23 protein-coding genes and 2 pseudogenes are annotated in these 26,046 nt (G+C 38.8%); 3 read left to right on the top strand and 22 right to left on the bottom strand.

Going from position 1 to position 26,046, the window contains the following annotated elements:
* The first annotated feature begins 74 nt into the window (after positions 1-74).
* The 3 genes from E0698_RS11625 (at position 75) to E0698_RS11615 (ending at position 5,509) form a co-directional block, all read left to right on the top strand.
* On the top strand, positions 75-1,874 hold the full coding sequence (locus tag E0698_RS11625) for a cache domain-containing sensor histidine kinase (RefSeq protein WP_192511651.1): 1,800 nt from the start codon (positions 75-77) through the stop codon (positions 1,872-1,874).
* A 237-nt stretch (positions 1,875-2,111) separates the two neighbouring features.
* Positions 2,112-3,722, top strand: coding sequence for a response regulator transcription factor (locus tag E0698_RS11620; RefSeq protein ID WP_192511650.1), 1,611 nt, complete (start codon positions 2,112-2,114; stop codon positions 3,720-3,722).
* Between the two features lie 104 nt (positions 3,723-3,826).
* Positions 3,827-5,509, top strand: a complete 1,683-nt coding sequence (locus tag E0698_RS11615; RefSeq protein ID WP_192511649.1) for an ABC transporter substrate-binding protein — start codon at positions 3,827-3,829, stop codon at positions 5,507-5,509.
* A 1,210-nt stretch (positions 5,510-6,719) separates the two neighbouring features.
* Here E0698_RS11615 and E0698_RS27660 read toward each other — a convergent pair.
* The 22 genes and pseudogenes from E0698_RS27660 to E0698_RS11505 form a co-directional block, all read right to left on the bottom strand.
* Positions 6,720-7,078, bottom strand: a pseudogene (locus tag E0698_RS27660) (transposase); the annotation flags it as partial.
* 75 nt (positions 7,079-7,153) lie between these two features.
* A complete protein-coding gene (locus E0698_RS11605) occupies positions 7,154-7,591 on the bottom strand; it encodes a hypothetical protein (protein WP_192511648.1) in 438 nt (145 codons plus the stop codon).
* A 173-nt stretch (positions 7,592-7,764) separates the two neighbouring features.
* Positions 7,765-8,187 (bottom strand): GNAT family N-acetyltransferase, encoded by a 423-nt coding sequence (locus tag E0698_RS11600; protein ID WP_134913325.1) that lies wholly within the window; start codon positions 8,185-8,187, stop codon positions 7,765-7,767.
* A 210-nt stretch (positions 8,188-8,397) separates the two neighbouring features.
* Positions 8,398-8,769 carry a hypothetical protein gene (locus tag E0698_RS11595; RefSeq protein ID WP_040103232.1) on the bottom strand — a complete coding sequence of 124 codons (372 nt, stop codon included), beginning with the start codon at positions 8,767-8,769 and terminating at the stop codon, positions 8,398-8,400.
* 176 nt (positions 8,770-8,945) lie between these two features.
* Positions 8,946-9,275, bottom strand: coding sequence for a DUF3024 domain-containing protein (locus E0698_RS26485; protein WP_202894867.1), 330 nt, complete (start codon positions 9,273-9,275; stop codon positions 8,946-8,948).
* 324 nt (positions 9,276-9,599) lie between these two features.
* Positions 9,600-10,259, bottom strand: a complete 660-nt coding sequence (locus E0698_RS11585; protein WP_192511647.1) for a hypothetical protein — start codon at positions 10,257-10,259, stop codon at positions 9,600-9,602.
* A 310-nt stretch (positions 10,260-10,569) separates the two neighbouring features.
* Positions 10,570-11,280, bottom strand: a pseudogene (locus tag E0698_RS11580) (IS3 family transposase); the annotation flags it as partial.
* Between the two features lie 106 nt (positions 11,281-11,386).
* Positions 11,387-12,118, bottom strand: coding sequence for a tyrosine-type recombinase/integrase (locus E0698_RS11575; RefSeq protein WP_103049519.1), 732 nt, complete (start codon positions 12,116-12,118; stop codon positions 11,387-11,389).
* 172 nt (positions 12,119-12,290) lie between these two features.
* A complete protein-coding gene (locus tag E0698_RS11570) occupies positions 12,291-12,914 on the bottom strand; it encodes an AAA family ATPase (protein ID WP_103049518.1) in 624 nt (207 codons plus the stop codon).
* A gap of 101 nt (positions 12,915-13,015) precedes the next feature.
* Positions 13,016-13,882 carry a class II fructose-bisphosphate aldolase gene (locus E0698_RS11565; RefSeq protein WP_068501709.1) on the bottom strand — a complete coding sequence of 289 codons (867 nt, stop codon included), beginning with the start codon at positions 13,880-13,882 and terminating at the stop codon, positions 13,016-13,018.
* A gap of 41 nt (positions 13,883-13,923) precedes the next feature.
* Positions 13,924-14,322 carry a hypothetical protein gene (locus E0698_RS11560; protein WP_103049517.1) on the bottom strand — a complete coding sequence of 133 codons (399 nt, stop codon included), beginning with the start codon at positions 14,320-14,322 and terminating at the stop codon, positions 13,924-13,926.
* Positions 14,323-14,370: 48 nt separating this feature from the next.
* On the bottom strand, positions 14,371-15,660 hold the full coding sequence (locus tag E0698_RS11555; RefSeq protein WP_192511645.1) for a PTS sugar transporter subunit IIC: 1,290 nt from the start codon (positions 15,658-15,660) through the stop codon (positions 14,371-14,373).
* Between the two features lie 27 nt (positions 15,661-15,687).
* A complete protein-coding gene (locus E0698_RS11550) occupies positions 15,688-15,996 on the bottom strand; it encodes a PTS sugar transporter subunit IIB (RefSeq protein ID WP_068501702.1) in 309 nt (102 codons plus the stop codon).
* Between the two features lie 59 nt (positions 15,997-16,055).
* A complete protein-coding gene (locus tag E0698_RS11545; RefSeq protein WP_192511644.1) occupies positions 16,056-18,173 on the bottom strand; it encodes a BglG family transcription antiterminator in 2,118 nt (705 codons plus the stop codon).
* A gap of 967 nt (positions 18,174-19,140) precedes the next feature.
* Positions 19,141-19,737: a DUF2441 domain-containing protein gene (locus E0698_RS11540; RefSeq protein ID WP_192511643.1), complete on the bottom strand. Its 597-nt coding sequence runs from the start codon at positions 19,735-19,737 to the stop codon at positions 19,141-19,143.
* A gap of 234 nt (positions 19,738-19,971) precedes the next feature.
* On the bottom strand, positions 19,972-20,934 hold the full coding sequence (locus tag E0698_RS11535; RefSeq protein ID WP_192511642.1) for a hypothetical protein: 963 nt from the start codon (positions 20,932-20,934) through the stop codon (positions 19,972-19,974).
* A gap of 185 nt (positions 20,935-21,119) precedes the next feature.
* Entirely contained in the window at positions 21,120-21,866 is a 747-nt protein-coding gene (mauJ, locus tag E0698_RS11530) for a methylamine utilization protein MauJ (RefSeq protein WP_192511641.1), read from the bottom strand.
* Between the two features lie 183 nt (positions 21,867-22,049).
* Positions 22,050-22,328: a hypothetical protein gene (locus tag E0698_RS11525; protein WP_192511640.1), complete on the bottom strand. Its 279-nt coding sequence runs from the start codon at positions 22,326-22,328 to the stop codon at positions 22,050-22,052.
* A 274-nt stretch (positions 22,329-22,602) separates the two neighbouring features.
* Positions 22,603-22,974, bottom strand: a complete 372-nt coding sequence (locus tag E0698_RS11520) for a hypothetical protein (protein ID WP_023989607.1) — start codon at positions 22,972-22,974, stop codon at positions 22,603-22,605.
* A 158-nt stretch (positions 22,975-23,132) separates the two neighbouring features.
* The gene (locus E0698_RS11515; RefSeq protein WP_192511639.1) at positions 23,133-23,834 is read right to left on the bottom strand and encodes a hypothetical protein; all 702 of its coding nucleotides are present in this window, start codon (positions 23,832-23,834) and stop codon (positions 23,133-23,135) included.
* A 151-nt stretch (positions 23,835-23,985) separates the two neighbouring features.
* Positions 23,986-24,975: a HEPN domain-containing protein gene (locus tag E0698_RS11510; RefSeq protein ID WP_192511638.1), complete on the bottom strand. Its 990-nt coding sequence runs from the start codon at positions 24,973-24,975 to the stop codon at positions 23,986-23,988.
* Between the two features lie 181 nt (positions 24,976-25,156).
* Entirely contained in the window at positions 25,157-25,930 is a 774-nt protein-coding gene (locus tag E0698_RS11505) for a hypothetical protein (protein WP_068942507.1), read from the bottom strand.
* Positions 25,931-26,046 lie beyond the last annotated feature (116 nt).

Below are 26,046 nucleotides of genomic sequence, written 5' to 3'. Positions count from 1 at the left end.
TTCTCAGGTCTGACTATATAACATTGTTAGGATGGATATGGTTTTGTTAGGAATATCGATTGAAGGAGACTTTTATGAATATATGGAAGCGCTTTATATTATTCCAAGGAACGGCTCGATCCCGGTTTAGTCTGTTTGCCAAAATAAACTGCTTAATCGTGGTTTTGTTCATCCCCATTATTATCATGTATACCTACTCGAACAATGTCACCTACGATGTCGTAAGCAAAGAGCTGCAAATATCCAATACCAAACAGCTCACGTTTTTATCCAGTCAGATCGATTCCCGCATTAACCAGATGATGGATTTCAGTCTTATTCTCTCTAGAGATCCCAATGTCAGAGCATTCAATGGTTTGAACATGTGGGATGATCTTTATGACCAGATGCAGACCCGATATGTCATTCAGGAAAAGATGATGCTTCAATCCGGGGTCACCGATATATGGCCCACCCGATATGCTGTGTATTCACAGCAGAACCAAGATGTCATCGCCAACTACAACAGATCATCAGGGTATGATGAGAATTACCTAAAAAGAAATATGAGTGGCCAATGGACATATGGTGATCATGGTGCGGAATCTCAAGAGGAGCTTCAATCCTTTTACTGGTTCTTTACCGATTCCTTGGCCCAGCCGGGGATGTTGACGGGAAGCAACCTGGTGATTGAAGCCAGCTTCAGTTATGAGAACATTCAGAACATGCTGGACACGTACAAGAAAGGTGGACAAGGCGATCCCTTCTTTTATCACAAAGGGAATTCGCCCATTCTGAACCGCAGTGCAGACAAGCAGCTATCCGAAGAACTCATTCGTTATCTGGATACTCACTCCCCGGAGGACACTACACCGGATGTCGTGAAGCTGAATGGGAAGAACTATCTGGTCAGTTCTGTAAAGTCTTCATATTTGGATTGGCATTTAGTAGATGTGGTCCCACTCTATCAGATCCTGCAACCCATTTCACTCAGTCGGAACCTGTTCTATCTCTTTATGATTCTGCTATTTGTTGTGGGCATTTCCGCTTCAATACTACTGTACAGAAACGTTCAATATCCGATCAAAAAGCTGATCCAGGGCTTACAGCGTGTGCAGCGGGGAGACTATTCCGTACGTCTGCATAGCAAGGATCAGAATGAGTTCTCATTTCTGTTTCATCGATTTAATGATATGTCTCATCAAATTCAAGATCTGATCGAGAATGTATTTCATGAAAAGATCAGAGCCCGGGAAGCCACGCTGAAGCAGCTACAGGCGCAGATCAATCCCCATTTTCTGTATAACTGCCTTGGCTATATCATCAATATGGCCCAGATGAAGGATGAAGAAGCGGTCATCTCTATGGCTTATAACTTAAGTGCATACTATCGCTATACCACCCGAATGGAACGAGAAACGTCTTCTTTGAAGGAAGAAATCAAGCTGCTCGTCAACTATTTGGATATCCAAAAGCTGCGCAATGGGAGAATTGAATATCACATCGATATCCCTGAGCATATGCTTAGCCAGTCTGTTCCACGTTTAATGCTTCAACCGATTGTGGAAAATTCGGTCATTCACGGCATAGCGAAGTCGTATTCATCTGGTGAAATCCGAATTAGCGGGGAAAGCTCGGACGGTTTCTGCAAAATTTACATTGATGACGACGGACCCGGCCTGAGCCCGGATCAGTTGGAAGCTCTGAATCGTAAAATGCAGCAGCCGTTGCAGGAGGAAATGGGCTGTGGTCTCTGGAATACGAACCAGCGGATCATGCATCTATTCGGCAATCAGTCATGCCTTATTTTCAAGCCGTCCCCGCTCGGCGGATTCCGAACAGAGATCATCTGGGAGATTCCAACAGAGGAAGAAAATCATAACGATATAAGTTGAACTAAACATTTACACGATAACGGAGAGGGCAGATCTGGAGAAGCGAAGCGTTCGCCTAAAAGCTTTCTGAAAGAAAGCTACATCGAAAACATAGGCTTATCCCCAGATTTCCCCTTTTGTAAGGGATTCAAAAAATCTGGGATAACAGCGATCGGAAGTTGGTTCTGACCGCGCAGTGGTCCCGTGTAAAATCATTCGTTCAACTTATATATACAAACCAACAAGGAGACAAATAACATGCAGATGATCATCGTAGACGATGAAGCACACTGGGTAGATAACCTTTCCATGACCAAACCCTGGCACACGCTGGGGATTGAACATGTGCATAAAGCTTACTCAGCACATGAAGCACTACAAATTATCGATACGCACCCCATTGATATTGTGATCTCGGATATTCAGATGCCCGAAATGACAGGGATTGAACTGATCGAACGGATCAGAGTCCGTGACAAAAAAATAAAGTGTATTCTTTTATCCGGATATTCCGAATTCGATTTCGCCAAAAAAGCCATCCAGTACGAGGCCGTTGATTACTTGCTGAAACCATCGACTGACGATGAATTGATGGGCGCCGTTCAAAAGGCTATTGATCAATTAAACACAGAATGGGAGCTCATAAGCTCACTTAAACGAACCCAGTTTACCCTTCGGGAGAATCTGCCCCATTTACGTGGTCGACTGCTCCTTGAGGCCTTACAGGGACATCGATTCGCAGCCGGCGAATGGGAACGGAAACTTGCGAATTACGATCTGCCCTTCCACGCTGGAGATTACGCGTTAATGCTTGTACGTATGGAAGAAGAATTCAGGCACTATGACAACAACGATCAAACCTTGATCGAATATGCAGTCATCAATATGGCTGAAGAGATTATGGGTGAGTTTATGGAAGTCTGGGGCGTGAAGGAGGAACATGGATATCTGGTGTTTCTGCTTCAACTTAAAGAGAACGATACCGACATTGGAAAAGAAACTATACTGGAGAAGCTTTCTGTGCAGCTTCAGTCTAAGGTCAAGCAGTTCCTGAAGGGTTCCCTCTCCATCGTCATCACCGAGTGGTTCCCGTTTCCAAAACAGCTATATGACCGCTTTCGGCAGGCCTCGGCTTATTTCCGGCAAATTGTCGGAGATGAGCGCGAATTCGTGATGCGGGTCAGTGACGTGGAAACGCCCGCAGCGCAGGGCCCCCTGGATGTCCTGTATACTCCGCCCTCTTTCATTCATCTGTTGGAGAGCGGGCAATGGGATGCCGCAGAAGAAAAAATAGTAGCCGTCTGTGAGGAATTGGATGAGAAATGGTCGGAATCGTGGGAGCATTGTATGGAGGCAGGTTTTTTAATTACGGCTTCTTTCACCAATCTCGCACACCGAAATAGGCTTACTCTGGCTACCTTAATGGGTAGCGATATGGAGTGGCTGCAGAGCGGGAAAGCTTTCTCCACCATCAGTAAACTGCGAAAATGGTCGCTTAGTGTGCTCGGCAAACTCAAGGAAGGCACGTCCAACGAAATCAAAGACATACGTTCCGAGTATGTGAAGAAGATTCAGGATTTTACGGATAAAAACCTGCATCTGGATGTTTCCCTCCGTGTACTGGCCGACCATGTCAATCTGCATCCGACCCATTTGTCCAAGATTTATAAGATTGAAACTGGTGAAGGCATAAGTGATTATATCTCGCGCCTGCGCATGGATCGTGCCTGTCACAAGCTGAAAATGACCACCAAAAAAGTATATGAAATCAGCATGGAGATTGGATATATGGACCCTGCTTATTTTATCAAGGTGTTCAAACGCCAATTTGGGGTCACGCCGCAGGAGTACAGAGACCATCATAAATAGCATGATAGAGTCCTATCGAAACTAAAAAACTCATATAGATGCCATCCCCGCCGACTTGATACAGTTACATTTGTAAAGATCATACACCGTAGGGGGATTGAAGAATGATCAAATTCAAAACATGGTGGTCGCTGCTCATGGTCATTGCACTTATCACAATTACAGCCTGTGGCAGCGGCGAAACATCCAATGAGAATGCCACGAACGATAATACGCCGGCGGCGGTCGGTTCACCCGAAGCAGAAGCTGCTTTTGCAAAAGGGAAATACGATCCACCCATTGAGTTCAGTTCGGTGTTGATGCCGAAGAAATACGTTCAAGGGGACACCAAAGAAAATAACGTTCACGATCGGTGGATGCTGGAAACGCTGGGCATGAAGCATAAAGATACCTGGTATCCAGCCAATGATGATCAATACAAACAAAAGCTTCAGTTGGCCATTGCCTCTGGCGAGAAGCTGCCTGATTTCGTTTCGGTACCCACCAATGCGGTATTGACCAATCAACTTATTGATTCCGGTCAATTCATTGCCATCGATGAGTTGTTCGACAAGTATGCAAATAAAATTCTGAAAGACCACGCGGCAGCGCATCCGGAGCTATGGTACCCTTTCACCAAGGACGGCAAGAAATACAATATGCCGATCCTGGAATACACAGATAATAACGACACGCTGCTGTGGCTCAGGGAAGATTGGATGGAAAAGCTGAATCTGGAAGCTCCCAAAACCATCGCGGATCTTGAAAATATCATGGATAAATTCAAGAACGAGAACCCGGATGGCTTAGCACCTAATGAAGTTTTTCCACTCGCAATTTCCTTGAAAAATAATACAAACACCTGGATGGGCTCACTCGATTGGTTATTCGGAGCATACGGCACGATCCAGGAGCAGTGGAACAAAGACGCCGATGGCAATCTGGAGTACGGCTCCATTAATCCAGGTGCAAAGCAGGCACTCGCGAAGCTTAGTGAATGGATGGAAAAAGGCTATATTCATACCGACTCCGCCCTGTGGGATGAAGGTAAATCTGCGGAGAGCTGGACGAAAGGCGCCGCAGGCATTCTGCCCGGAGCCAACTGGATTCCAGACTGGCCAGCCCCCGATCTGTTGAAGAATGTACCTGGAGCGAAAATTAAAGCTTATCTGATTCCAGCAGGTCCAGATGGACTCATCGGTACGAAATGGCAGAACTCCGGCGTCAACGCCAGTATTATGATTAACAAGGACGCGAAGCATCCTGAAGCCATTTTCCTGTACTATAACTATCTGCTCGATAACCTGGCTAACCCGGCCGCTGGCAGTGAATATGAATACGGCTTCGCCAAAGGCTACGATTGGGACATCGTGGACGGACAACCGACCAGTGATAAAGAGAAGATTAAAGACTTCTCCAACGAGTTCCCTTTCCTGACTGGCCCGGCACGTATCCCGGATCTGTACATGAAGACACTCGTTAAACTGGCTGATGGGAAGACGCCAGAAACCCCTTATGAGAAACAAATGGCCGAGTTCCGCAAACCCGAAAACTGGGCCGCAGCCAAGGTAGTCATGTCGCAATTAGACATTCGCAAACAGAACTACTTCACCGGTGCTGCGACACCAACGATGGTATCCAAATGGAACCTGCTTCGCCAGTCCGAAATGGAAACCTTCAACAAAATCATCTACGGCAAGCTGCCGATTGATGCCTTTGACCAATTTGTAGCCAATTGGAAATCCAATGGCGGTGACCAGATTACGCAAGAAGTGAATGATTGGTTCAAGTCGGTGTCTGGGAAGTAAGGGATAAAAATAAGAAACAAATATAAAACAAGCCGAAGCGTGTGTTTTTGTCGTTTCGGCTTGCTTTGGTTTAGTTTAAGATCGCTACGCTTTATAGGCATTCGGCCTTTCGTTTTCGCCTTCTGCCCCCATAGACTGACACAGCAAGGAAACCGTGAGCTGAATGCCATCCTGTAATCCTTGTAAGTATAACCTCTCATTCTGTATCCCCTTGCTTAGAATATGCCGATTCTCCCACTCTGCATATTTCTATGATTTAGACTTGCAGCCACGAAGTATAGCGACGAAGCCAATTTTTTATATTTTTAATATAGGGCATTTATGTATTTTAGATTGCTATTTGATTTAACAAATTTGCTTTAATTTGAAGACTGTTCTCTCTTCCTCCACCCATAGAAATCCTATAATATTTCTCGTTTTTTCTCCTCGAAATTGTAAAACTCTTTTTATCGGCTTCAAGTAAGCATGTCTTTATTTCATTATGCTCTAATATAACTATTTCACTTTTATTCAATTTTTCTTTACCACATATTAATAGCATTTTGAAGTTAATGCAGGGATCATATTGTTATTGAATAGAAGCGATAATGCTGCTCCGGAATAAAAATCTGCTTGTGTTACTTTTGCCATTATTATTACCTCTCTCTATGTCAGTATTTAAGGTTGCGCATAACGTTTCCGTATTCATGCTTGTAGGGTTATCTATTGAAACCCCTCTCCGAAATCCTTCCATTAAACCTAGGCTGCCTAAGGAGACGCAGCTTTAATCTGTTGCTATGTGATGAACTATGCCCTCAGGATAAACCCTCAGGAAATCTTCCTTTAATAAATTCTTCATATTCGCTTCTAACCTTGTTATAGCAGTTTAATAATAATGCACGTAAAAATGAAAATGGAAATATCAGTTGTGAACCACCCTTCCTGATCCTCGTACAAATTGCTTGTATAAGATAGGAAAGGCACTTTAATAAATCCTCCATAATCAATTAAATTTCGAAATTCATGAACAGCATTATTACGATAGTCGTAAATACCGTTGGCAATAGTGTAGTGTGAAAAATATTCCTTATCTTTCTGGTCTACATCGTCTAATGTGAAGAATGAATCTAATGGAATCTCTTCTAAGCTTTTCTTCCATTTTTTCGAAATACTGCTTATATTGAGTTCTGATAGTTGGATCTTTATAGAAATCATTAAGGAAGCGGTGAACAAGGCGACCGGCATAGATCCAGCGATAGATGGTTTTGCAGCAAACGATGGGTCGACTTTCTGCTCGAAAGCGCTCCACAATCTGCTCGGGGGACCAAGTCGCTTGCAACTTTTCTTCCAGTTGCACCGCTTGCTCCTCCGTCCATTTGCCTTTGGGTACGGAAGCTTGGCGGCGCTGCGCGTAAGCTTTTGGGAGCGTTCTGCCTCGTAGGACTGTAGCTGAGCATTCCGACGGATTTCCCGGCAAATGGTCCCATGATGTCGCCCCAACTCCTCAGCGATGGCTCTTGAACTTTTCCCCTGCTGATGCAGGATTTCTAGCTTGCTTCGTTCGATTATGCTAAGATGTGTGTAGCTCATGGTGGATTCTCCTTGTGTGAATGTGGGTGTAGGAACTTTCATTCTACACGAATCCGGCCATGGGCCCTTTTTTATTTATTTCCAGCAGGTGTCGCACTTCATATGACAATCCGTCAAATCAAAAATTCTATCCATATTGTTATTGTTTGTTGATTTTTTAATCTCTATAACTAAATGATTGCTTATATTCTCTCCTCTTTTATGAATTATGATATCTGGAAAAGTCGATAGCCCCATGTATTCTATACTATCTACAGTGATGTCTTTAGTGAATTCTCTTTTGATTTCTTCACATTCTTTTTCTAAGAAATAAATCATTTTCTTTTTACTTTCTTCATCAACATTTCTGTTGTACTCAAAATCAACATCATATTCATTAAATTCTTCTTGAAGATAAACTGCCAACTTATGGGTAATCGTTCCTTCATGTAGATCATGACTTAGTAAATATTGATCATGTTCAAATAAGTTTGAGATTGCTCTATCAACCCTCTGTTTTATGTCAATTCTCATTTTTTTCATCTCCTATTCTCATGCTTAGGACATTACAGATAACGTTTCTGTATTCATGAACCCCAAAGGGGTTGTCTGCTGAAATCCCTCTTCGAAATCCAACTCGCAGACCTAGGCTCCATTGGAGCCGCAGCTTGAATATTATGTTATCAGATGTCAGTGCCTTCCTTGATTTACTCAACGTCAATTTTTGTTAACTCCTTTGTCAGTATTATTTCCAGAGGTTCATTCTCAAGCATTAAACATCCAGCATCTCTATATCCAAGCTTTCTATAAAAATGTTGAGCTTCTTCATTTGAAAGTGTTGAGGTCATAACCATTTCAAATCCTTTTTGTTTCATCAATTCTTCCCAATAGTGGACAACTTTTTTACCAATACCTGTTCCTCTATACCCCTCATCTATCCATATCATATTCATAAATGGTGTGTTGTCCCAAAAAAATCCGTATCTCATCCAACCTATTTCTTGATTGGATTCTCTAATTATTAGAATTTCATTTTCTTTTATTTTTGTTTTTATAAGTGTCTTATGTATGTGCTTGTCTCTTAACGAGATATACTCATAATCTGATTCAATCGCAAAATCAATCTTCATTGTAGATCCTCCCATTTCACTCTCATTGAATATCTTATTGGCTAACACTTAGCACTGATTTCTCATAACGTTTCTGTATTCATGAACCCCGAAGGGGTTGTCTGCTGAAATGCCTCTCCGAAATCCTTCTCACAGACCCAGGCTCCAACGGAGCCGCTGCTTGAATATTATGTTATGTGTAGTTATCACTCCATTGATTGACACCCTAATTTACGCCTTCCAACCCATCTCTTTATACAATCTTCTAATCTGTTTTATAAAACTATCATCTTCCCTTCCCTTATTTATAATCTCTTCATCGGTGGTTACAGCCCATCTAAAAATTTGTTCAATACTCCCGTAACTACGTTTAAATCCTTTGGCCAACTTCAGTATGTTTTCTTTAGTTGCGGCAAATGATAATACTACTCTTAACTCTTCATCTGTCCAAGGTCTCCCCTTATTTTCTGTACTATACGCTTGTTTTTTCTCATATTCAAAAATCAATAATTTCGTTTTGTGGATTACTTGGTCTGTTGTTAGTTCTTCAATTCCTTCATTAAGTAATTCAATTAATCTATCTTTATATTCTTTCTTTTTCATAGATTTCCCCTCCATGATCTTTTCAATAATTACACATAACGTTTTTGTATTCACGATGTCCGACGAAGTCGGATGTGTCTGCTGAAATACTTCATCGAAATTCTCCCCGCAGACCAAGGCTCCGAAGGAGCCGCTGCTTGAATATTATGTTATGAGATGTCATTGACCTCTTCGAGTTAGCCCCAAAATAGTCCGTTATGTCCTTCATCCACGATCTTTAACTGTGTTTCAAAATCTTCATTCGGTTCAATATCATCTATGAAATGCCATTTCCCTTTACTGTCTTGCCAATATATTTCCCATTCGTTTTCATCTAATCTGAACTGTGCTACAGGCGTCTGCACCCATTGATCGCTTTTGTATCCTTGTCTCTCTTCAATCAATGTCACATGATTTCCCCTGATCTTATAACTGATTTTAATCTGGCTTTTCACATGTTCTGGTACTGCATTTTTGGTGTACTTGTCCATAATCTTCATAATCCGCTTCTTCGTAAAGTCATCCATGGATTCTGTCTCTCCTGCCCTGATCGGTTTTGCTTCAATTATATCACGATGATGTCTCATAACGTTTCTATATTCATGAACCCCGTCAGGGGTTGTTGCTGAAATGCCTCTTCGAAATTCCTCTCGCAGACCAAGGCTCCAAAGGAGCCGCTGCTTGAATATTATGTTATACGACGGAATTTCTTCTCAGATCTGCCTTCACTATTAGTTATCTTCCTGTACGTATTAATTCAAATAGGATAATTTGCAGTTAAACGTATCTCATAACTTATATGCGCAGTTTACGGCTGTTGTTTCTGTATACGTTTCCCTTTATAGATTGAATCAATCTACCTTTTTATTATTTCTTTTTATATACTCTAAGTTCCTTTGCATCTTTTCGGCCAATTCCTTAGAGATGTTATTAACTTCATATAATGATATCCATATAGTGAAAAGGGCTGTTTTAAGTTTTCCACTTACACCAGCCATTGTTTCTCCCTTTAAATATGATGCATAGTCTGTTCGCTGCTTATTTGAAAAAGAATCCATTAATTTATTTAAGTCCTCTTCAAAAAAGTTATATTCTAGCTTATGCGCAAATGTATTCCTCAGATTATTGATCTTCAATATTGCGTCCATGTTCTCTCTTGGGACCAGCCCCATTGAAAACACGAATCTTACTTTGTCAATGAAACGTAATTTATCTCTTAATAATTCTGGATGAAGTAAGTTTTTTAATAATATTTGCTCTAATTCGTATTCAATATATAAGTGTGCTCTTAATATAGTTTGAAGATCACTCTCAGAACTTGTGTCAGTTGTAAACTTGTTATATTTTTGTTCAAAGTCAGCAGCAACTGATTCAATTTCATCTAAATCTTCTTGGCTTAACAATGAATCCATATTAAACCTCCATCTTTGTGATAAATTCTGTCGTATAACGTTTCTGTATTCATGAACCCCGTCAGGAGTTGTCTGCTGAAATACATCTTCGAAATCCATCCAGCAGACCAAGGGTCCTTCAGGAACCGCCGCTTTAATACTATGTTATATGATGGAAATGCTTCTTCGAGGTTGCTTACTAATCTGCTTTTCACTTCACTTATCTAATTTTTTCTTTGATTCATCTTTTCTCATGTGTTATCATATTCTTAAATAAAGACCAAGTGCGTCAACACTTGGTCAGTACAATTGGCTTGGATGGCTTATCCCTTCTTAAAGCTTTCGGAATAAAAACCCACCTTTGGCGGTCAACCTTGGGGTGGGTTTTTACTTTCTCTTGTTGTTATTGATGTGGATTGTCAACACTAAACTAGACAATTTTTTTGTGGTGCCTCTGCTTGAACTCAGCCGGACTCAAGTAATCCAGAGAACCGTGAATCCGAATATGGTTAAACCAGTGTACATAGTCATGTAATTCTGTGGTTAGCTCAGCAAGACTTTCAAAATGACGTTTCTTCACAAACTCCGTTTTGAAAATTTTAAAAGTAGTTTCCGCAACGGCATTGTCATAGGGACAGCCTTTCATGCTCAAAGAACGCTCAATCTGAAAAGCCTCCAGCGCAGCGTCGATGAGCTTATTCTTGAATTCATTGCTTCGGTCGGTATGGAAGAGCTGAATGTCATTCAGGTTGCCCTTAACGGAAGCCAAAGCACGGTAAACCAGCTTGGCATCCTTGTGGGGGCCTGCACTGTAGCCGATATTCTCGCGGTTAAACAGATCTACAAAGAAGCATACGTAGTTCCAATATGAACCCACTCGGACGTACGTCAGATCACTTACGACGACAGATAACTCCTGCTCTTCTTCAAATTTCCGGTCCAGTACATTCGCTTGCTTGGCTTCATTGCATCTCGTGGGATGAGGCTTGTACTGAGCGACCGTATACGAGGAAACCAACCCGTATTCCTTCATGATTCGTCCAATTCTCCGCCTGGATACCGTAAAGCCTTGCTGGTTCAACGCTTTTTTGATCTTAAGCGTACCGTAGTTTTGACGGCTGCTTTGAAAAATGTCCATAATCAGCCTGTTTCAACTCGTCTTCGTCCTCCTATTTCAAGTGCAATTGGATTACTACAAAATGGAAGTGGGAAGATACATCAATACCCTCCCACACGATTTCCCCTCTTCAATCCAATAACTTCTCTTTATACAATCGCCTCATAGGCGACGATTTCGCATGCTTGAATCTCATCTCCGGCCGCCACAGATTCACGTATTTTTTGACCATGTCCTGCGAGGTATGGCCCAAAATATCCTGCAGGCTGTAAGGATCACCTTCATTCATAATATACAGCTTGGCAAAGGTATGCTGGAGTGGGCTAGAGCGTACGTCCTTAATCCCTGCTGCTTCCCCATACTTGCGAATAGAAGCTTGAACAGATCGTACCCCGAGCGAATGTCCATCCAATGTGACGAAAAAGTGCAATGATGGTACTTCTCCTCTGGCTTTGACATACCGAATCAGCAACTTACGGACATCGTCACAAAATGGAATATCCCGCGGCTTCCGACTCTTCCCGATGACCCCGAGCAACTGGCTTTCCTTCACATCGACCTGGTTCATTTTAAGCTTGGTCAGTTCACCAACTCGCAGACCACAATCCAAAATCAAGGACAGCATGACGAAATCACGGAAGCCGATGAAGGTCTGCTGATCAGGTTGCTGAAGCAGTGCAATAACCTGCTCCTCTGAGAATGAAGCTATTGTTGGCCGGTGGCCTTTGCGCAACTTCAAATGCTCAGCAGGATTATGCGCAATCCAGCCTTCATCCGATAGGAACTGAAAGAATCGTTTTATGGCTTTGATCCGGTTATTGATCGTATTGAGCTTGTATCCCTTTTTTTCGACCATCACCATAATGAATTGATTCCTCAGAAAATCCGTTGAAACCTCAAGTAGTAACCATCAGTATATATATCTATTGTATTCATACAATTTGGCAATTCACTTCTTATCTTCTTCACATTATTCTCGATATTGACCGAATTCAGGATTAATTCTTTAGACCAAGGAATTTTCCTATACTTACTCAATTCTCTGCACAATCATTTTCATTCCACAGTTTTATATCTTCCAACAACTTAGAATAATTCACTTTTGTATAATCTGTTACATCTACTTCATATAACTTCCCTAGTTTAAACGTGTCATATCCTCTTGTTGTACATCTTTTTATAAATTCTTCATAAGTCAATAAATGATCTGCTTTACCTCTATCGGCCAAATACCGCCCTTTTTTATATGAAGTTACAATATGGCTTAAATGCCTTGACGGATCCAAATCCCGCTTTTTTTGTCGTTCAAACAAAATATCTAAATCTCCAATTAATCGAATAGTCAGAACCTTATAACCATATTCTTCTACCAATTTCTGAATATTGGGTTTTTGCTTCTGACTAAAAGGATAATCAGATATGATATTTTTTTCTCCTTTCATTTGTTTCTCCATTAATTCATAATATTTTACCCATGCTATCTTCTCTACCTCTTGCTTTTCTTCCAGATTATTGTAACCATACAAATCAGAATAGTATTCTTTCAGACTATCCTGAGAAAGCATATGAAATGGACCTAAAGAATTTATCAAGATATTGCTCAGATAAGTTTTTCCTGTACCTGGTAAACCCGCTAATAAGATCAAAACCCTATCCATCCCTATCACCTCATTAAAAAAGAGCACAAGGAATTCTTGTACTCTTCTTATTATTCTGCTCTTCATTATCCCTTATGAAAAAGACTAACACACTTTTGTAATTATTTTACTGTATTGAGATGACCCTCTTTATTCATAAAGATTCCTATTTTGTGTTTTACAACTTCTTTCACTGCCTCATTACATGGGATGATATTATGACGTAATGATTTATTTACTTTTGTTTCTCTAAATGTTTCCTTCGCTGTTTGTGTCCATGTTACTAACAACTCAGTACCAACATTGAATTTACGAATCCCATTATCAATTAATTCATGAATATCCTTTTCGTTTACACCTGTCCCCCCATGGATAACTAGAGGTACATCGACTACCGCATTGATTTCTTTTAATAGTGGTATATTTACTTCTGTTTTGGATTTATATTGACCGTGATTAGTACCGATTGCGATTGCTAAAGCATCTACTCCTGTTGCTCTAACAAAATCTACGGCATCTTTGGGATCTGTATAGCTCTTCTTATCTTCATCTACATGGATCCCTTCTTCAGTACCGCCAATAGTTCCTAATTCACCCTCTACTGAAACACCATGTTTATGAGCATAGTTTACTACCGCTCTTGTCTTCATAATATTCTCTTTAAAAGGTAAATGAGAACCATCGAACATTACGGATGTATATCCTTTGTGAATTGCCTCTTTAATATCATCAAAGTCTCTTGCATGGTCCAAATGCAACACTACATCTACCATTTCTGTTGTAGCCATAGACTTGCATACGGCAACGAAATTTTCATGACCTATATATTTCGCTGTATCAATACTTGTTTGAATAATAATGGGTGCCCCTTGCTCTTTTGCCGCACGTATCATATCAGGTAACATCTCTAAATTATGTGCGTTAAATGCACCGACAGTATAATTTAATTCTTCAGCTCTTAGTGCTGCTTCTTTTAATGTAATATACATAAAATCATATCCCTCCTGAGAATTCTTTATATTTTGCTACCTTATCGCACACCACGTGTAACATCTTTAGAAACCTGCATCATTTGATCCATCTTCTTTAAATAGATCTGTAATGATTCTTCATCATTTACTTTTGCTGCTTCCGCACGTTTCTTGTTATAAAGTTTTAATAAAGTCTTATAACCTTCTCCAACTGATTTTTTTGCTTGAAGACTTTTTTCAAATGCATCGATCGCATCATCCTCTTCACCAAGCTCATGAAATGCTAAGCCGATCTCTTCATAAACTTTTGCTTGTTCCTCTCCAGCTATTTGATTTACTTCTTCCTTCTTCAAGGAAATAGTACGTAATAATTCTTCCTTACGTTCTTCTGTTAATACCACTTCTGCTGCCGCTTCTTTTTTCGGTTCTTTATTCTTCTTCTTACCAAATCCAAACATGATGCAAACCTCCCACTACCTCTTTCTTAAAAAGGTCCACTTAAATTCCTAAAATGCTTTTAGAATTGGACCAATGATCCATGCATATAGTAAAGCGGCTGTTACGGTATCTACATCTGTCGCTGTTGCATTGACAAATCCCATATTATTGAAAATGGTAACTAACAGTGCCGGTAACAGCGTAATGAAGAAGCCATGTACAATACCTCCAATAATTGCTCCGCGACGTCCACCCGTTAAGTTACCAAAGATCCCGGCAGTACCACCCGCGAAGAAGTTTGTTAGTATACCTGGCAAGATCATAGCCCAACCAAAGACAGGCAATACAAACATGGCAATAATTGAACCTATCGTAGTTGTGATGAACCCTACAATTACTGCATTAGGGCTATATGGAAACAGTACTGGACAATCCAACGCAGGTACCGCATTTGGAACCAGGCGCATTGCGATCCCTCTAAATGCCGGAACAATTTCACCCAGCAATAAGCGAACCCCGGCTAATAAGACATATACCCCTACTACGAATTGAATAGACTGTATAAACGCAAACATGATATAGTTGGTATTTCCCGATAAGGTAGAACCAAACTCTGGACCTGCAAACGCTGCCGTAATGATATAAAGCGGAACCATCAATACCATCAATGATAAATACGTATCTTGTAAAAACTCTAATTGCGTTGGTAATTTCCAATCTTCAACTGATTTTTTGTTTTCACCCTTTTCACCAAATAGTTTCGCTACACCCGCTTCAAATACATATCCAACCGTACAAAAATGTCCCAGAGCAATTTCATCCATACCCGTAATCTTACGAACAAACGGTTGTGCAATCGCCGGCATAGCTACGGCAAAAATCCCCCCAATGAAACCGCCTACCAAAATCAATGCGGCGCCGCGCAAACCTGCGAAATATCCAAACACCGTTGTCATCGTTGACATCCAAAGAATCGCCTGACCCGTTAAAAAGATATACTTCCATTTCGTAAACCGCGCAATTAAAATATTGAATACAAAGATAGCCAAAAATGTTAATGCAATATCCCGACCTAAGCCTAAGTCATTCATTGCTTGACCGTTAATTGCTTCAATCGAAGGAATAATCCCTTGCATATGGAACCCTTCTGTGAAAATCTTTCCAAAATAAGTCAAACTATTGACAATAATACTAGAACCCGCCGACAACACCATAAACCCTAACAACGTCTTTAACGAACCTGAAATCACTTGTCCTAATGACTTCTTTTGCAAAATCAATCCTAACATGGCAATCAACGCAACGGTGATTGATGCTTGTGTCAAGATATTCTGGATAATAAAGTTTACTACTCCCATTTTCTCCCTCCTTATTTCCAGAATGGATTAAGCCAAAGCGCCCTTTTCCTGTAATACCGGGGTGATTTTTTCTTCAATTTCTTGTTTGGATACAATATTTTTCAAATAAATAATTGTCGTTTGTTTGGGATCAATTGAGAATTTCTCAAATTGAGTTTGGAAATTTTGTGCAGTCATAATGATATCCGGCTTATTTGATACTGCGGACGAGATATCACTATGATCCAGTTTCGCATCAACACCCAGCTTCCTTAGAACATCCTCAGCCGCCATTTGACACGCAAAGCTGCTTCCCAAGCCTGCTCCACATACAAATAAGATATTTACTTTTTTCATACTGCTCTCCCCTTAATTTAAATCGTTTGGTTTCTACTCATCCTATCTTGAAATCTGTCTTATTGAATCTTCTGCTCGCTTTGTATATCCTGAATTGGGGGATTCCCGTGTAATGCCTCATTAAAAGCCCTCATATCTTTTGCAACAATTAACTTATTTAATTTTTCTGTATCGTCAATTAACTCAACCAGACTTTTCATAATTCTTATATGCGAATGTGAATTTACTGCAGCTAAGCAAAAGACAATTTTTACAGGATCGTTATCCGGATGGCCAAAATGAACTGGCTCCTTCAACGTCATGACACTGATGCCTAATTTATTGACTCCGTCTTCTGGCCGTGCATGTGCTAACGCTAGATGCTTTCCCACAACAATATATGGCCCAAATTCTTCAACAGACTTAATCATTGCGGTTATATATCGCCCTTCGATGACCTCCTCTTGTAATAGAGGCATTGCAACCTTCGTTATCACCTCCTTCCAGTCTTGCCCTTCCTGATTTAGTAAAATGTTAGAATCCGTTAAAACATCCTGTAGCATCGGCTGTATCTCCCTTGTATTAATTTTTAAATGATGTTGTTTGAAAGTTTCTTCTACTTTCTCATAGCTTTCCTGTGTGATCGTACCGCCGCTGTCAACGATCAATGCCAGAACATCCTGGATAAGCTTCGTGGCATCCAATTTATTGGAAATCGTTCTTCTTTTATTTTGGTGTTCAAATAAGAACGCTTTTACTTCCTTCTTATCACTTTCCATTAAAATAGGGTTTAGTAATAAAATCGGCTTTTTAGGGTACTCAATGGGAATTGAAGTAAAGATCAGATCTACATCCAACTTGTCAATAAAAGCTAATTCATACGAGCTTAAAACGGCTACAATCTCGATATTGAACTGCCTTTTTAAATTGGAAGCTAATAGTTTTCCGGTTGAAATTCCATGATTACAAACGACAACCGCCTGATAAACATCTTGTTCTTCTTGGTTCATCCGGCTTGCTGAAGTGGAAAAATACACGGTTAGGAAGCCAATCTCATCTTCCGATAATGCTTTCTTGGTATAATCCTCTATTCGCTTGCTGAAGCAGGCTACTGCGTTATAAATTACTGCATAAGATTCTTTAATCGTGTCTTTCAATGGATTAAATACCTGTAAATCGTTCTTGGTTCTACTTAACAATCCGGTGATATGCTTATACAAACCTTCATATAAATCTTCTTCTTCCTGAGAAAAAGGAATCCCCGTTACTTTCTCTACATGTTCTATTAATTGAATCGCTAACAATTGTGCTGCAACCCAATCAAATGAACTATTCATATCTTTTGGTTTCAACGATTCAATGGTGAATGTAATATATTTAATTTCATTTAACGAAGGATATAATGAAAAATCGGCACAAATCGAATCCACAAAATTTCTTACCGGGCCTTCTTTTATCTCTGCCCGTGCCTTTGTTAATTCACTAACGGTATTTCCTTCTTGTACACGTCTTCCCCATATAGCTACAAACAAAGTGATCTGATTACGGTACACATGATTAGTCTCCACATTAGACTTTTTCAATAATTCATCATAATGTTTCCCAAGTGTTTGCAATACTTTTCGATCCAAATAATCCAGTACAAATTTACTTACGGTATCTGTATACCGCATCAGTTGATCAATATCTGTCATACTATTAATAACCTCAAACAGCATAGACCGTATGGACCGCTCATCCCCTTGCAATACAATGCCTTGCTTCGTCAAGCTTTCGACGGAAATCCCATATTGATTTAAATATTGACGAAGTTTACGCATATCTTCATCCAACGTACTTTTAGATACCTGCAACTTCCCTTCCATTTCATAAAGCAACGTGGTTTTTGTAGTATCTGTAATATCCAACAGCAAGGCAAGAAAACGTTCATCCGGTCGATAATAATCCTTTTCCTTATTGTCACCGACTTGCGCCAGTAACTTTTTCGTTTCTTTATCAGGCAGAACCAATTTCATTCCTTCGCCTCTTGAAGTAGTAACAACTGGATAATTATTTTCAGCCAAATATTCATTAATCAGCACCAATTCGTTTCGTAAAGTACGTTCACTGATACGAAATTCTTTGCTCAAATCCTCAAAAGTTAATGGCGTACTTACTCTTAAAAATCTTGCAAATATTCGTCGTGTCCGTTCCTTCATAAAATGTAACCCCTTTCTTAATTTGATTATAGTTATTTTAATTTAATAAGTTTAGTACAGCTTTTTGCAACTTTAATTCGCAAGAATGTAAGCGCTACAGAGCTGGTGGATATCATACGGAAAAAAAGATTAACCTTAAACGTGTGTACCGGTTAATGAAGCTGAAGGGGTCAAAAAGCGTATTTAAGAGCGCTATTCTTGACCCTTTATGACAAATCCATTGTCTCCTATGTATTCGGGCGTTCCAAATAACAAGCTTCTTGTGTTCCAGACCTTGAAATTAGCTTTACTAGAAGCTTCGGGAAGTAAACCTATGCTTCATAGTGACCGAGGCTATCAATACACTTCGCTGGCTTTCATCGATAATAGCCCTATGGAATCGTTTTGGGGAACTTTAAAATGAGAGGTATTATTTAGATACTTATCCTACCTTTGAGGAGCTTGAAAGAGACATTAGGACCTACTCCACTTTTACAATTATGAACGGTTGCAAGCAAAACAAAACGGCCTCAGTCCAAAGAAATTCAGGACCAAGGCCGCTTAATGGCTCAAAACCATAATTAGTGGTTGACGAAGTAGAAAAGCAAGTAGAACGAGGATGAAAATGGAAAAACAGTTACCTCTGAAGTAGGACTTTATTATTATGTAATAAAATACTAGCGGCTCTAAATTGGATTTTATTTGAACCAACGTTGTATGAAATCATCATATTATCGGTTCATTCCTTCTCTGAAATTTCTAGATCATTATGGTTTGCTGATATTTCCTATAACGTTACCGTATTCACGACGTCCCACCGACTTAAGGACCCTCCAGGGTCCGGCTGCGCTTGCGCAGTTAGTCGGTGCGGATGTGTCCGCTGAATCCACTTCTCTGCCGATCATATCTCGCGGACCGAGGAGCCGCCAGGCTCCGATGCGTGAATATGATGTTATAGGATGTCAGCGTCTCCTTTGAAATACTCAGATTATACTAATGTGAAATCATCAATTATTTCAACAACTTCAATTTTTCCATTAATCAGAAGCTCAGGAAGTTCGTTTTTTACATTTCCCTTCCAATATTCTCTAGCCTGTTCGATTTTTTTTGAAAATGATGCTCCGTCTACCTTTGGTAATAGGTTCCCATCACCTTCAAAATAACTCCCTGTTACTCGTAGCTTAACAATCTGCAAAACCTTCCGATTAAAAGAATCAAATATCTCCTTCCATTTCAAAGCATCCTCATAACTTCTCGCAGCATATAAGCAAGACAATCTAGAAGGATAATCCGGGTATTCTTGTAATCTCACCATTTCTACTATTACTTCTCTAACAGATCTGATCGTTTGTCCTGCATACTTCATCGTTGCTGCAGCGTTCTCTTTATCCAGCTTCAATCCTTCATTTGAATAATGATCATGTAAAATCTTAAAAATATCTTCACCGTTATTATTTGTATATGTCTTCTCAAAAAAGAAATGATACAGGTTGTTCTTCTGGTTTTTGTCAAAATTGATAATCTGTCCAGGACTCATTTCTTTCCTAGTCACAATATGATAAACAAGCATTTCGTTCTCATTCATAGTCTACCTCCGTTTGACCATTAACGTAAAAAAACAATTCAATAAGTAACTAACAATATTGATTTTGATATTTAATTTTTACGCTGATTTCCTATAACGTTCCTGTATTCACGACGCCCAGCGAATGCTGGGTGTGTCCGGCTGCTCCTGCCTCCCTGAAATTCTTCTGCCGGACCGAGGGCGAATGCCCGATGCGTGAATATAATGTTATAAGATGCCGGCTCTCCTTTGAAATTACTTCAACCTATCTTCCAGATTATTAGTGCAATCTTGTCCCATCCCTTTAATAAATCCCTTTCCATTCGCTAACACCTTTGCGTGCTTCAATGCATATGAAGCATATGACTCTGCAAATGGCATTAAATGCTGATCGATATAAGTTGAAAAGAAATCTTTGTGGATAACATCAATTACATAATGTTTACCTTTGTACATCCACTTCAATTCATCGTCATTTTCATGACGTAATACTCTGACCCAAGGCGTAAATACTAACTCGTTGTTGCCATCTTCATTAACATTAATCCCTAACATTGGACCATCAATAACTGCTATCCCCATAGTTAAATAACTACTGAAATAATGAGCTGTTTTCGGCGGAGTGCAAACTTGAGAATAGTGACTCATTGCCTTAATGACTGGCATTACAACAGAATTATATGTGTCACTTCCTGATAGTTCAAATTCTCTTCCCTTCCTTACACACTTGCTAAAAACTTTTGAATTGTAGGGAGAATTGCATATAAAATCATGTTCAACAAGACCAAATAGTCTATTTATTGACAGTGACCAAGTGTCTCTTGTGTCGTTGGATTTTATTTGAATGCGATTATTGTTAAACAAACCAGTATATATAGGAAAGTTGTCAAGAAAAGGTTTATGTTTTGTTAGAAAAAAGACGTATGGTAATGATGATTGCTTACATTCTATCAATAAACTTATGTGAGGTCGCACTCTAGTATCTGGGAAATCCTCATAAGTATATAGTCTTTTTTCAGCCAATATATCTATATTCCTCATGCTTTTAGTATCTCTATCAACGAAACTCCATTCTTCTGTCAAATCAAAAGATTTTAGTTTTTCAGTAATTATTGTTTGTAATGGATACCCAGATGATTTAACTGCCTCTAAAATATCCTGCTCACTTATTCCTTGAGACAATGCATTCGTTAATGGGTTTTCAAATTTAGAAATCATGTTGAAACTCCTCTTTTTTTTGTTTTAATCGGTTTCTTATAACGTTCCTGTATTCACGACGCCTGGCGTATGCCAGGGTGTGTCCGGCTGCTTCTGCTTCCCTGAAATCCCTCTGCCGGACCGAGGGCGTATGCCTGATGCATGAATAATATGTTATGTGCTGTACCGTGACTCCATGGATACGCTTAATAATACTTAATTAGTTGTCCCCTAGTCGGTATCATTAGTTCATCACTCATAATTATTTCCGCTAATTCTTTGATAACCTCAATCTCTCTTCCAATCCTAAAGTTATCTTCATGATTGTCAGCATCTGCAATGGGTTCGCCGCTAATGATATTAGAATGTGCTATAGCACATCTCCCGGAATGATAAAAATGTTCTCCCAAGTTAGTGATGCCTTCCTGCTTTAACTGTTCAATCTTACTTTTACTTTTAATGAGTTTCTCTATATTATTATTTATCCAGTCTTTTTGTTCTTTCCCCGTCTTATAAGTCATATTGATGATTTTAAAACAACTCAAAAATTTATAAAAAATACTATTTGAACTGAATGCTTCTCTATAAATTCCTAAAGCAATTTTCTGTTCATGTGTTGAAGCTATTTGCCTGTAACTAGTTAAATCTATTCCCCCACCTATCCTTGCAAATTTTCGAAACGCAACGTTAGTAGGCGTCTTATGAGAGGCCCATCCACCACCAGCAATGATCTCTACTCTTGATTGATACAACCAGCAAATCTCACTTAAGAATCTTCTAGCTGCCTCGTTCGCTAATTTAGCATTTTCTTTAGTTGTTTCAATAAATAAGTTATGACCTTCTTCTGAACTCCCTCGAATTATTTCTATGTCAAATGAATCGTATCTGACATTATATTTTTGTTCACAAAAATCAAAGCTTGTATCAAAACAAGTACAAACCCAAACTTTCATAACAGCCCTCACTTTTTAGTTTTTCAAGATATTGCACATAACGTTTCTGTATTCATGAACCCCGAAGGGGTTGTCTGCTGAAATGCCTCTCCGAAATCCTTCTCACAGACCCAGGCTCCAACAGAGCCGCAGCTTGAATATTATGTTATGTGTAGTTATCACTCCATTGATTGACATTCTAATTTACGCCTTCCAACCCATCTCTTTATACAATCTTCTAATCTGTTTTATAAAACTATCATCTTCTCTTCCCTTATTTATAATCTCTTCATCGGTGGTTACAGCCCATCTAAAAATTTGTTCAATACTCCCGTAGCTACGTTTAAATCCTTTGGCCAACTTCAGTATGTTTTCTTTAGTTGGTGCAAATGATAATACTACTCTTAACTCTTCATCTGTCCAAGGTCTCCCCTTATTTTCTGTACTATACGCTTGTTTTTTCTCATATTCAAAAATCAACAATTTCGTTTTGTGGATTACTTGGTCTGTTGTTAGTTCTTCAATTCCTTCATTAGTAATTCAATTAATCTATCTTTATATTCTTTCTTTTTCATAAATTTCCCCTCCATGATCTTTTCAATAATTACACATAACGTTTCTGTATTCATGAACCCCAACGGGGTTGTCTGCTGAAATGCCTCTCCGAAATCCTTCTCACAGACCTAGGCTCCAACGGAGCCGCAGCTCGAATATTATGTTATGTGTAGTTATCACTCCATTGATTGACATTCTAATTTTACGCCTTCCAACCCATCTCTTTATACAATCTTCTAATCTGTTTTATAAAACTATCATCTTCTCTTCCCTTATTTATAATCTCTTCATCGGTGGTTACAGCCCATCTAAAAATTTGTTCAATACTCCCGTAGCTACGTTTAAATCCTTTGGCCAACTTCAGTATGTTTTCTTTAGTTGGTGCAAATGATAATACTACTCTTAACTCTTCATCTGTCCAAGGTCTCCCCTTATTTTCTGTACTATACGCTTGTTTTTTCTCATATTCAAAAATCAATAATTTCGTTTTGTGGATTACTTGGTCTGTTGTTAGTTCTTCAATTCCTTCATTAAGTAATTCAATTAATCTATCTTTATATTCTTTCTTTTTCATAGATTTCCCCTCCATGATCTTTTCAATAATTACACATAACGTTCCTGTATTCACGACCCGACGCATGTCGGGTGTCCGGCGAATGCCGGACCAAGGACGAGTGTCCGTAGCGTGAATAATATGTTAGGTGGAGTTATTGCCTCCCTCGGATAATTGCATCAATTTTTCTGTCTAATCCATTCGTTTACTAATAAATAAATTAAAGATTGTGCTTCTGTTATATACATCGGTTCTTTAGGAGGTTCATAATCTAATGCATGTCTTGCTTCCATTCCAATTGCTTTATAGCTGTTAGCAGTCCTAGTAAATCTCTTAAGGCTCTCTGAAGAAATTGAAGAAAAAGATTTTACATCAGCCTCTTTAGCTATTACTTCAAAAATTTTATATAATCCTACCCAACTTTCATCATCGTACGATATCAATTTTATTACTTTATCAATTACCTCGTTTTTTTCACACAGCTCTAACAAATCAGGTACAGAATTAGCAGGATTAGAAATAGAAATCTCAATTGTTCCATTAGCTTTTATTATTTGCGGAATTGCCTTCATACTCGCAGAACCAGAAAGCTCCGCACTCATAAAGAAGGTACGTCCGCCATATTCATTTAGAAGATAAATATCCGGTACAGTAATTCTCTTATGTGTTCCCAACACTAACTTTGTCACACCATCTATTAGCTTCACTAGATTTTCTACTTTTTCTGAAACATTTTTATAGTCATCAGTAGAGAAGATATCTGATGACTTTAATCGATATTCACCTTCTTCTTTGAAAATTGTTAGCTTTTCGGTATTGAGTGACTTTGAAAGTTCATAAAGTTCCTTTTCATCTCCAGCTAAAGATATGACCCACTTCATAGTGCCCCTCATTTCATTTTCACAATAATTACACCTAACGTTCCTGTATTCATGACCCGACGTATGTCGGGTGTCCGGCGAATGCCGGGCCAAGGACGAATGTCCGCAGCGTGAATATTATGTTAGGTGATGTTAATATATGTTCTTCGAATCAAAAATCTCTACTAGGTTCAAAATTATAATAAGCTCCAAATCTATCGTAAATCCTATCTACTGCAACTTCAAAATCTTTGATGATGACTTTAAGTTTTTTGTCATTGATACTTAAATCCATACCTCCTTCATGAACAAATGTATTTCTTAACTCAACAATTTCTTCAATAGAGTCAAAAAGAGAAACTTTTCTGTTTAAAATCGGCTTGTTTAATACAGTAAATATATCTAATTTTTCATCAAGCTTTTTAAAATTTTCTGCAACTATTCGTGGTCTTTGAAATGAAAATTTTTCAACTAAAGCCTCTTCAATTGAGGTATTCCCAGCAGAGATATCTCTTAGATTATTTACTGAAAACCGCGCTTCTTTAAACAGCTTGTCCCTATTATCTGTATATTTCAATATCACAATAAATGATTTCTTCAAATATTCTTCCCAAGTTGCTACCAAGTAAGGTATTAACAAGTTATTAGAAAAGAATCTTGGATTTAGATCATCTATAAATGAAATGCCTGTATGCTCTACCCTTGAAATATCACCTTTCAAATTCCTTGAATCTAAATATATTTTGGGTTTAATAAGTGCATTCTTGTAAACCCACCTAGCGATAAAAAGTCCTGCTTCTAACTCAGTAGGGACTTTTTCATCTATTATAAAATAACGGTTTTTGCCCTCATCCGTTGAAAAACTTCCTTTAAAATAATCTTTTATATATTTAATAGTTTTATTTTGATGTTCTAAATCCCAATAACTTCTCCCTGATCTAGTTCTTGTATAAACTAAAATATTACCGTCTTTCTTATAAATGTCGAGTTCTACTCCAACATACGATCTATAATTCTTATATTCATACCAAAAATAACTTGCTAGCATACCTTGATTTTTGAATTCGTTTCTTTGCTTTGTGTAGCCTAACAAGGCTATTAAATTTATTAATTTATTATAGGCTGTACCTTCAGGAAGAATATTTTCTGAAGTAAAACTCATCTTTAAATCATACTCCTTTGATTAAAAACAATTAATTTTACCTAACGTTCCCGAATTCACGACGTCCGACGTAGTCGGATGTGTCCGGCTGCCTCTGCCTCCCTGAAATCCTTCTGCCGGACCGAGGGCGTATGCCCGATGCGTGAATATAATGTTATCAGATGTAATTCCTTCTATAGAATCATCCTACAATCTCTTCTTCCTCAAAATTGCAACCACATCCAATTGCTTGTCCAAAACATTTTGGGCATTGCTCCCAGTCACATCCGGGCACATGAAATTCACCTTGTTTAACCATACAATCAGCACAAGTTTCCCTAGTATGTCTTAATCCTCGTTCATACTTCTCTTCACCGTATCTAATTCGAGGATACGCTTCGCCTTTTATCAGATATTCTTCAATATATTTTGATTCTATAAAATCTTTTGGGAATAAGCGATGTACCTCTTCAGAGTTATAAATAAAAAAATCTTGTTTGAAGAAAGCCATCAATTCAGCTTCTTCTTCCCATAGTCCTTCATCAATGAAATTATGTAATTCACCATCCAGAAATCTATAATGAAATGAAGTTGCAAACTCAAATAACACTGAATACTTTGATTTTAGTTCTTGAACAGGTAAATCTACTTCAAAGTGCATCATTTGGTTTCTTAATGCTATAGCCTTTTTGATTTTTTGAACGTCATTCTTTTCAAGAGGTAGCTCAAGAATGTTAATCATTCTATCTAATGCCAATGAAAATGAAATAGTATTTTTAGGATTATCTATATTTTCATAAATCAGAAACTTATTTGAACGTCTAAGTTTCTCTTTAGTCATCAACTCAATTGACTGTACAATATTTATAAAAGCAATTTTCCACGCTCTAAAATCTTCTTCAGCATAACTGTAGTAAGAAAGTGAAGAATTTAAAAAATCATATGCATTCTCAAGTAAATTCATTTTTAATCTCATTTGAAGTCCTCCTTAGATTATTTCTGATAACGTCTTATTTACGAACTTCCGAAAGAATGCTCTCTTCGTCTTATTTACGAACTTCGTGAATCCTGCACTTTTCTCCTTATTCCCGC

This window comes from Paenibacillus sp. 23TSA30-6 (assembly GCF_014858585.1).
In the GTDB taxonomy this organism is placed as follows: Bacteria; Bacillota; Bacilli; order Paenibacillales; family Paenibacillaceae; genus Paenibacillus.
The sequence above is the reverse complement of the archived record's forward strand: the minus strand, read 5'-3'. Positions and strand labels throughout refer to the sequence as shown.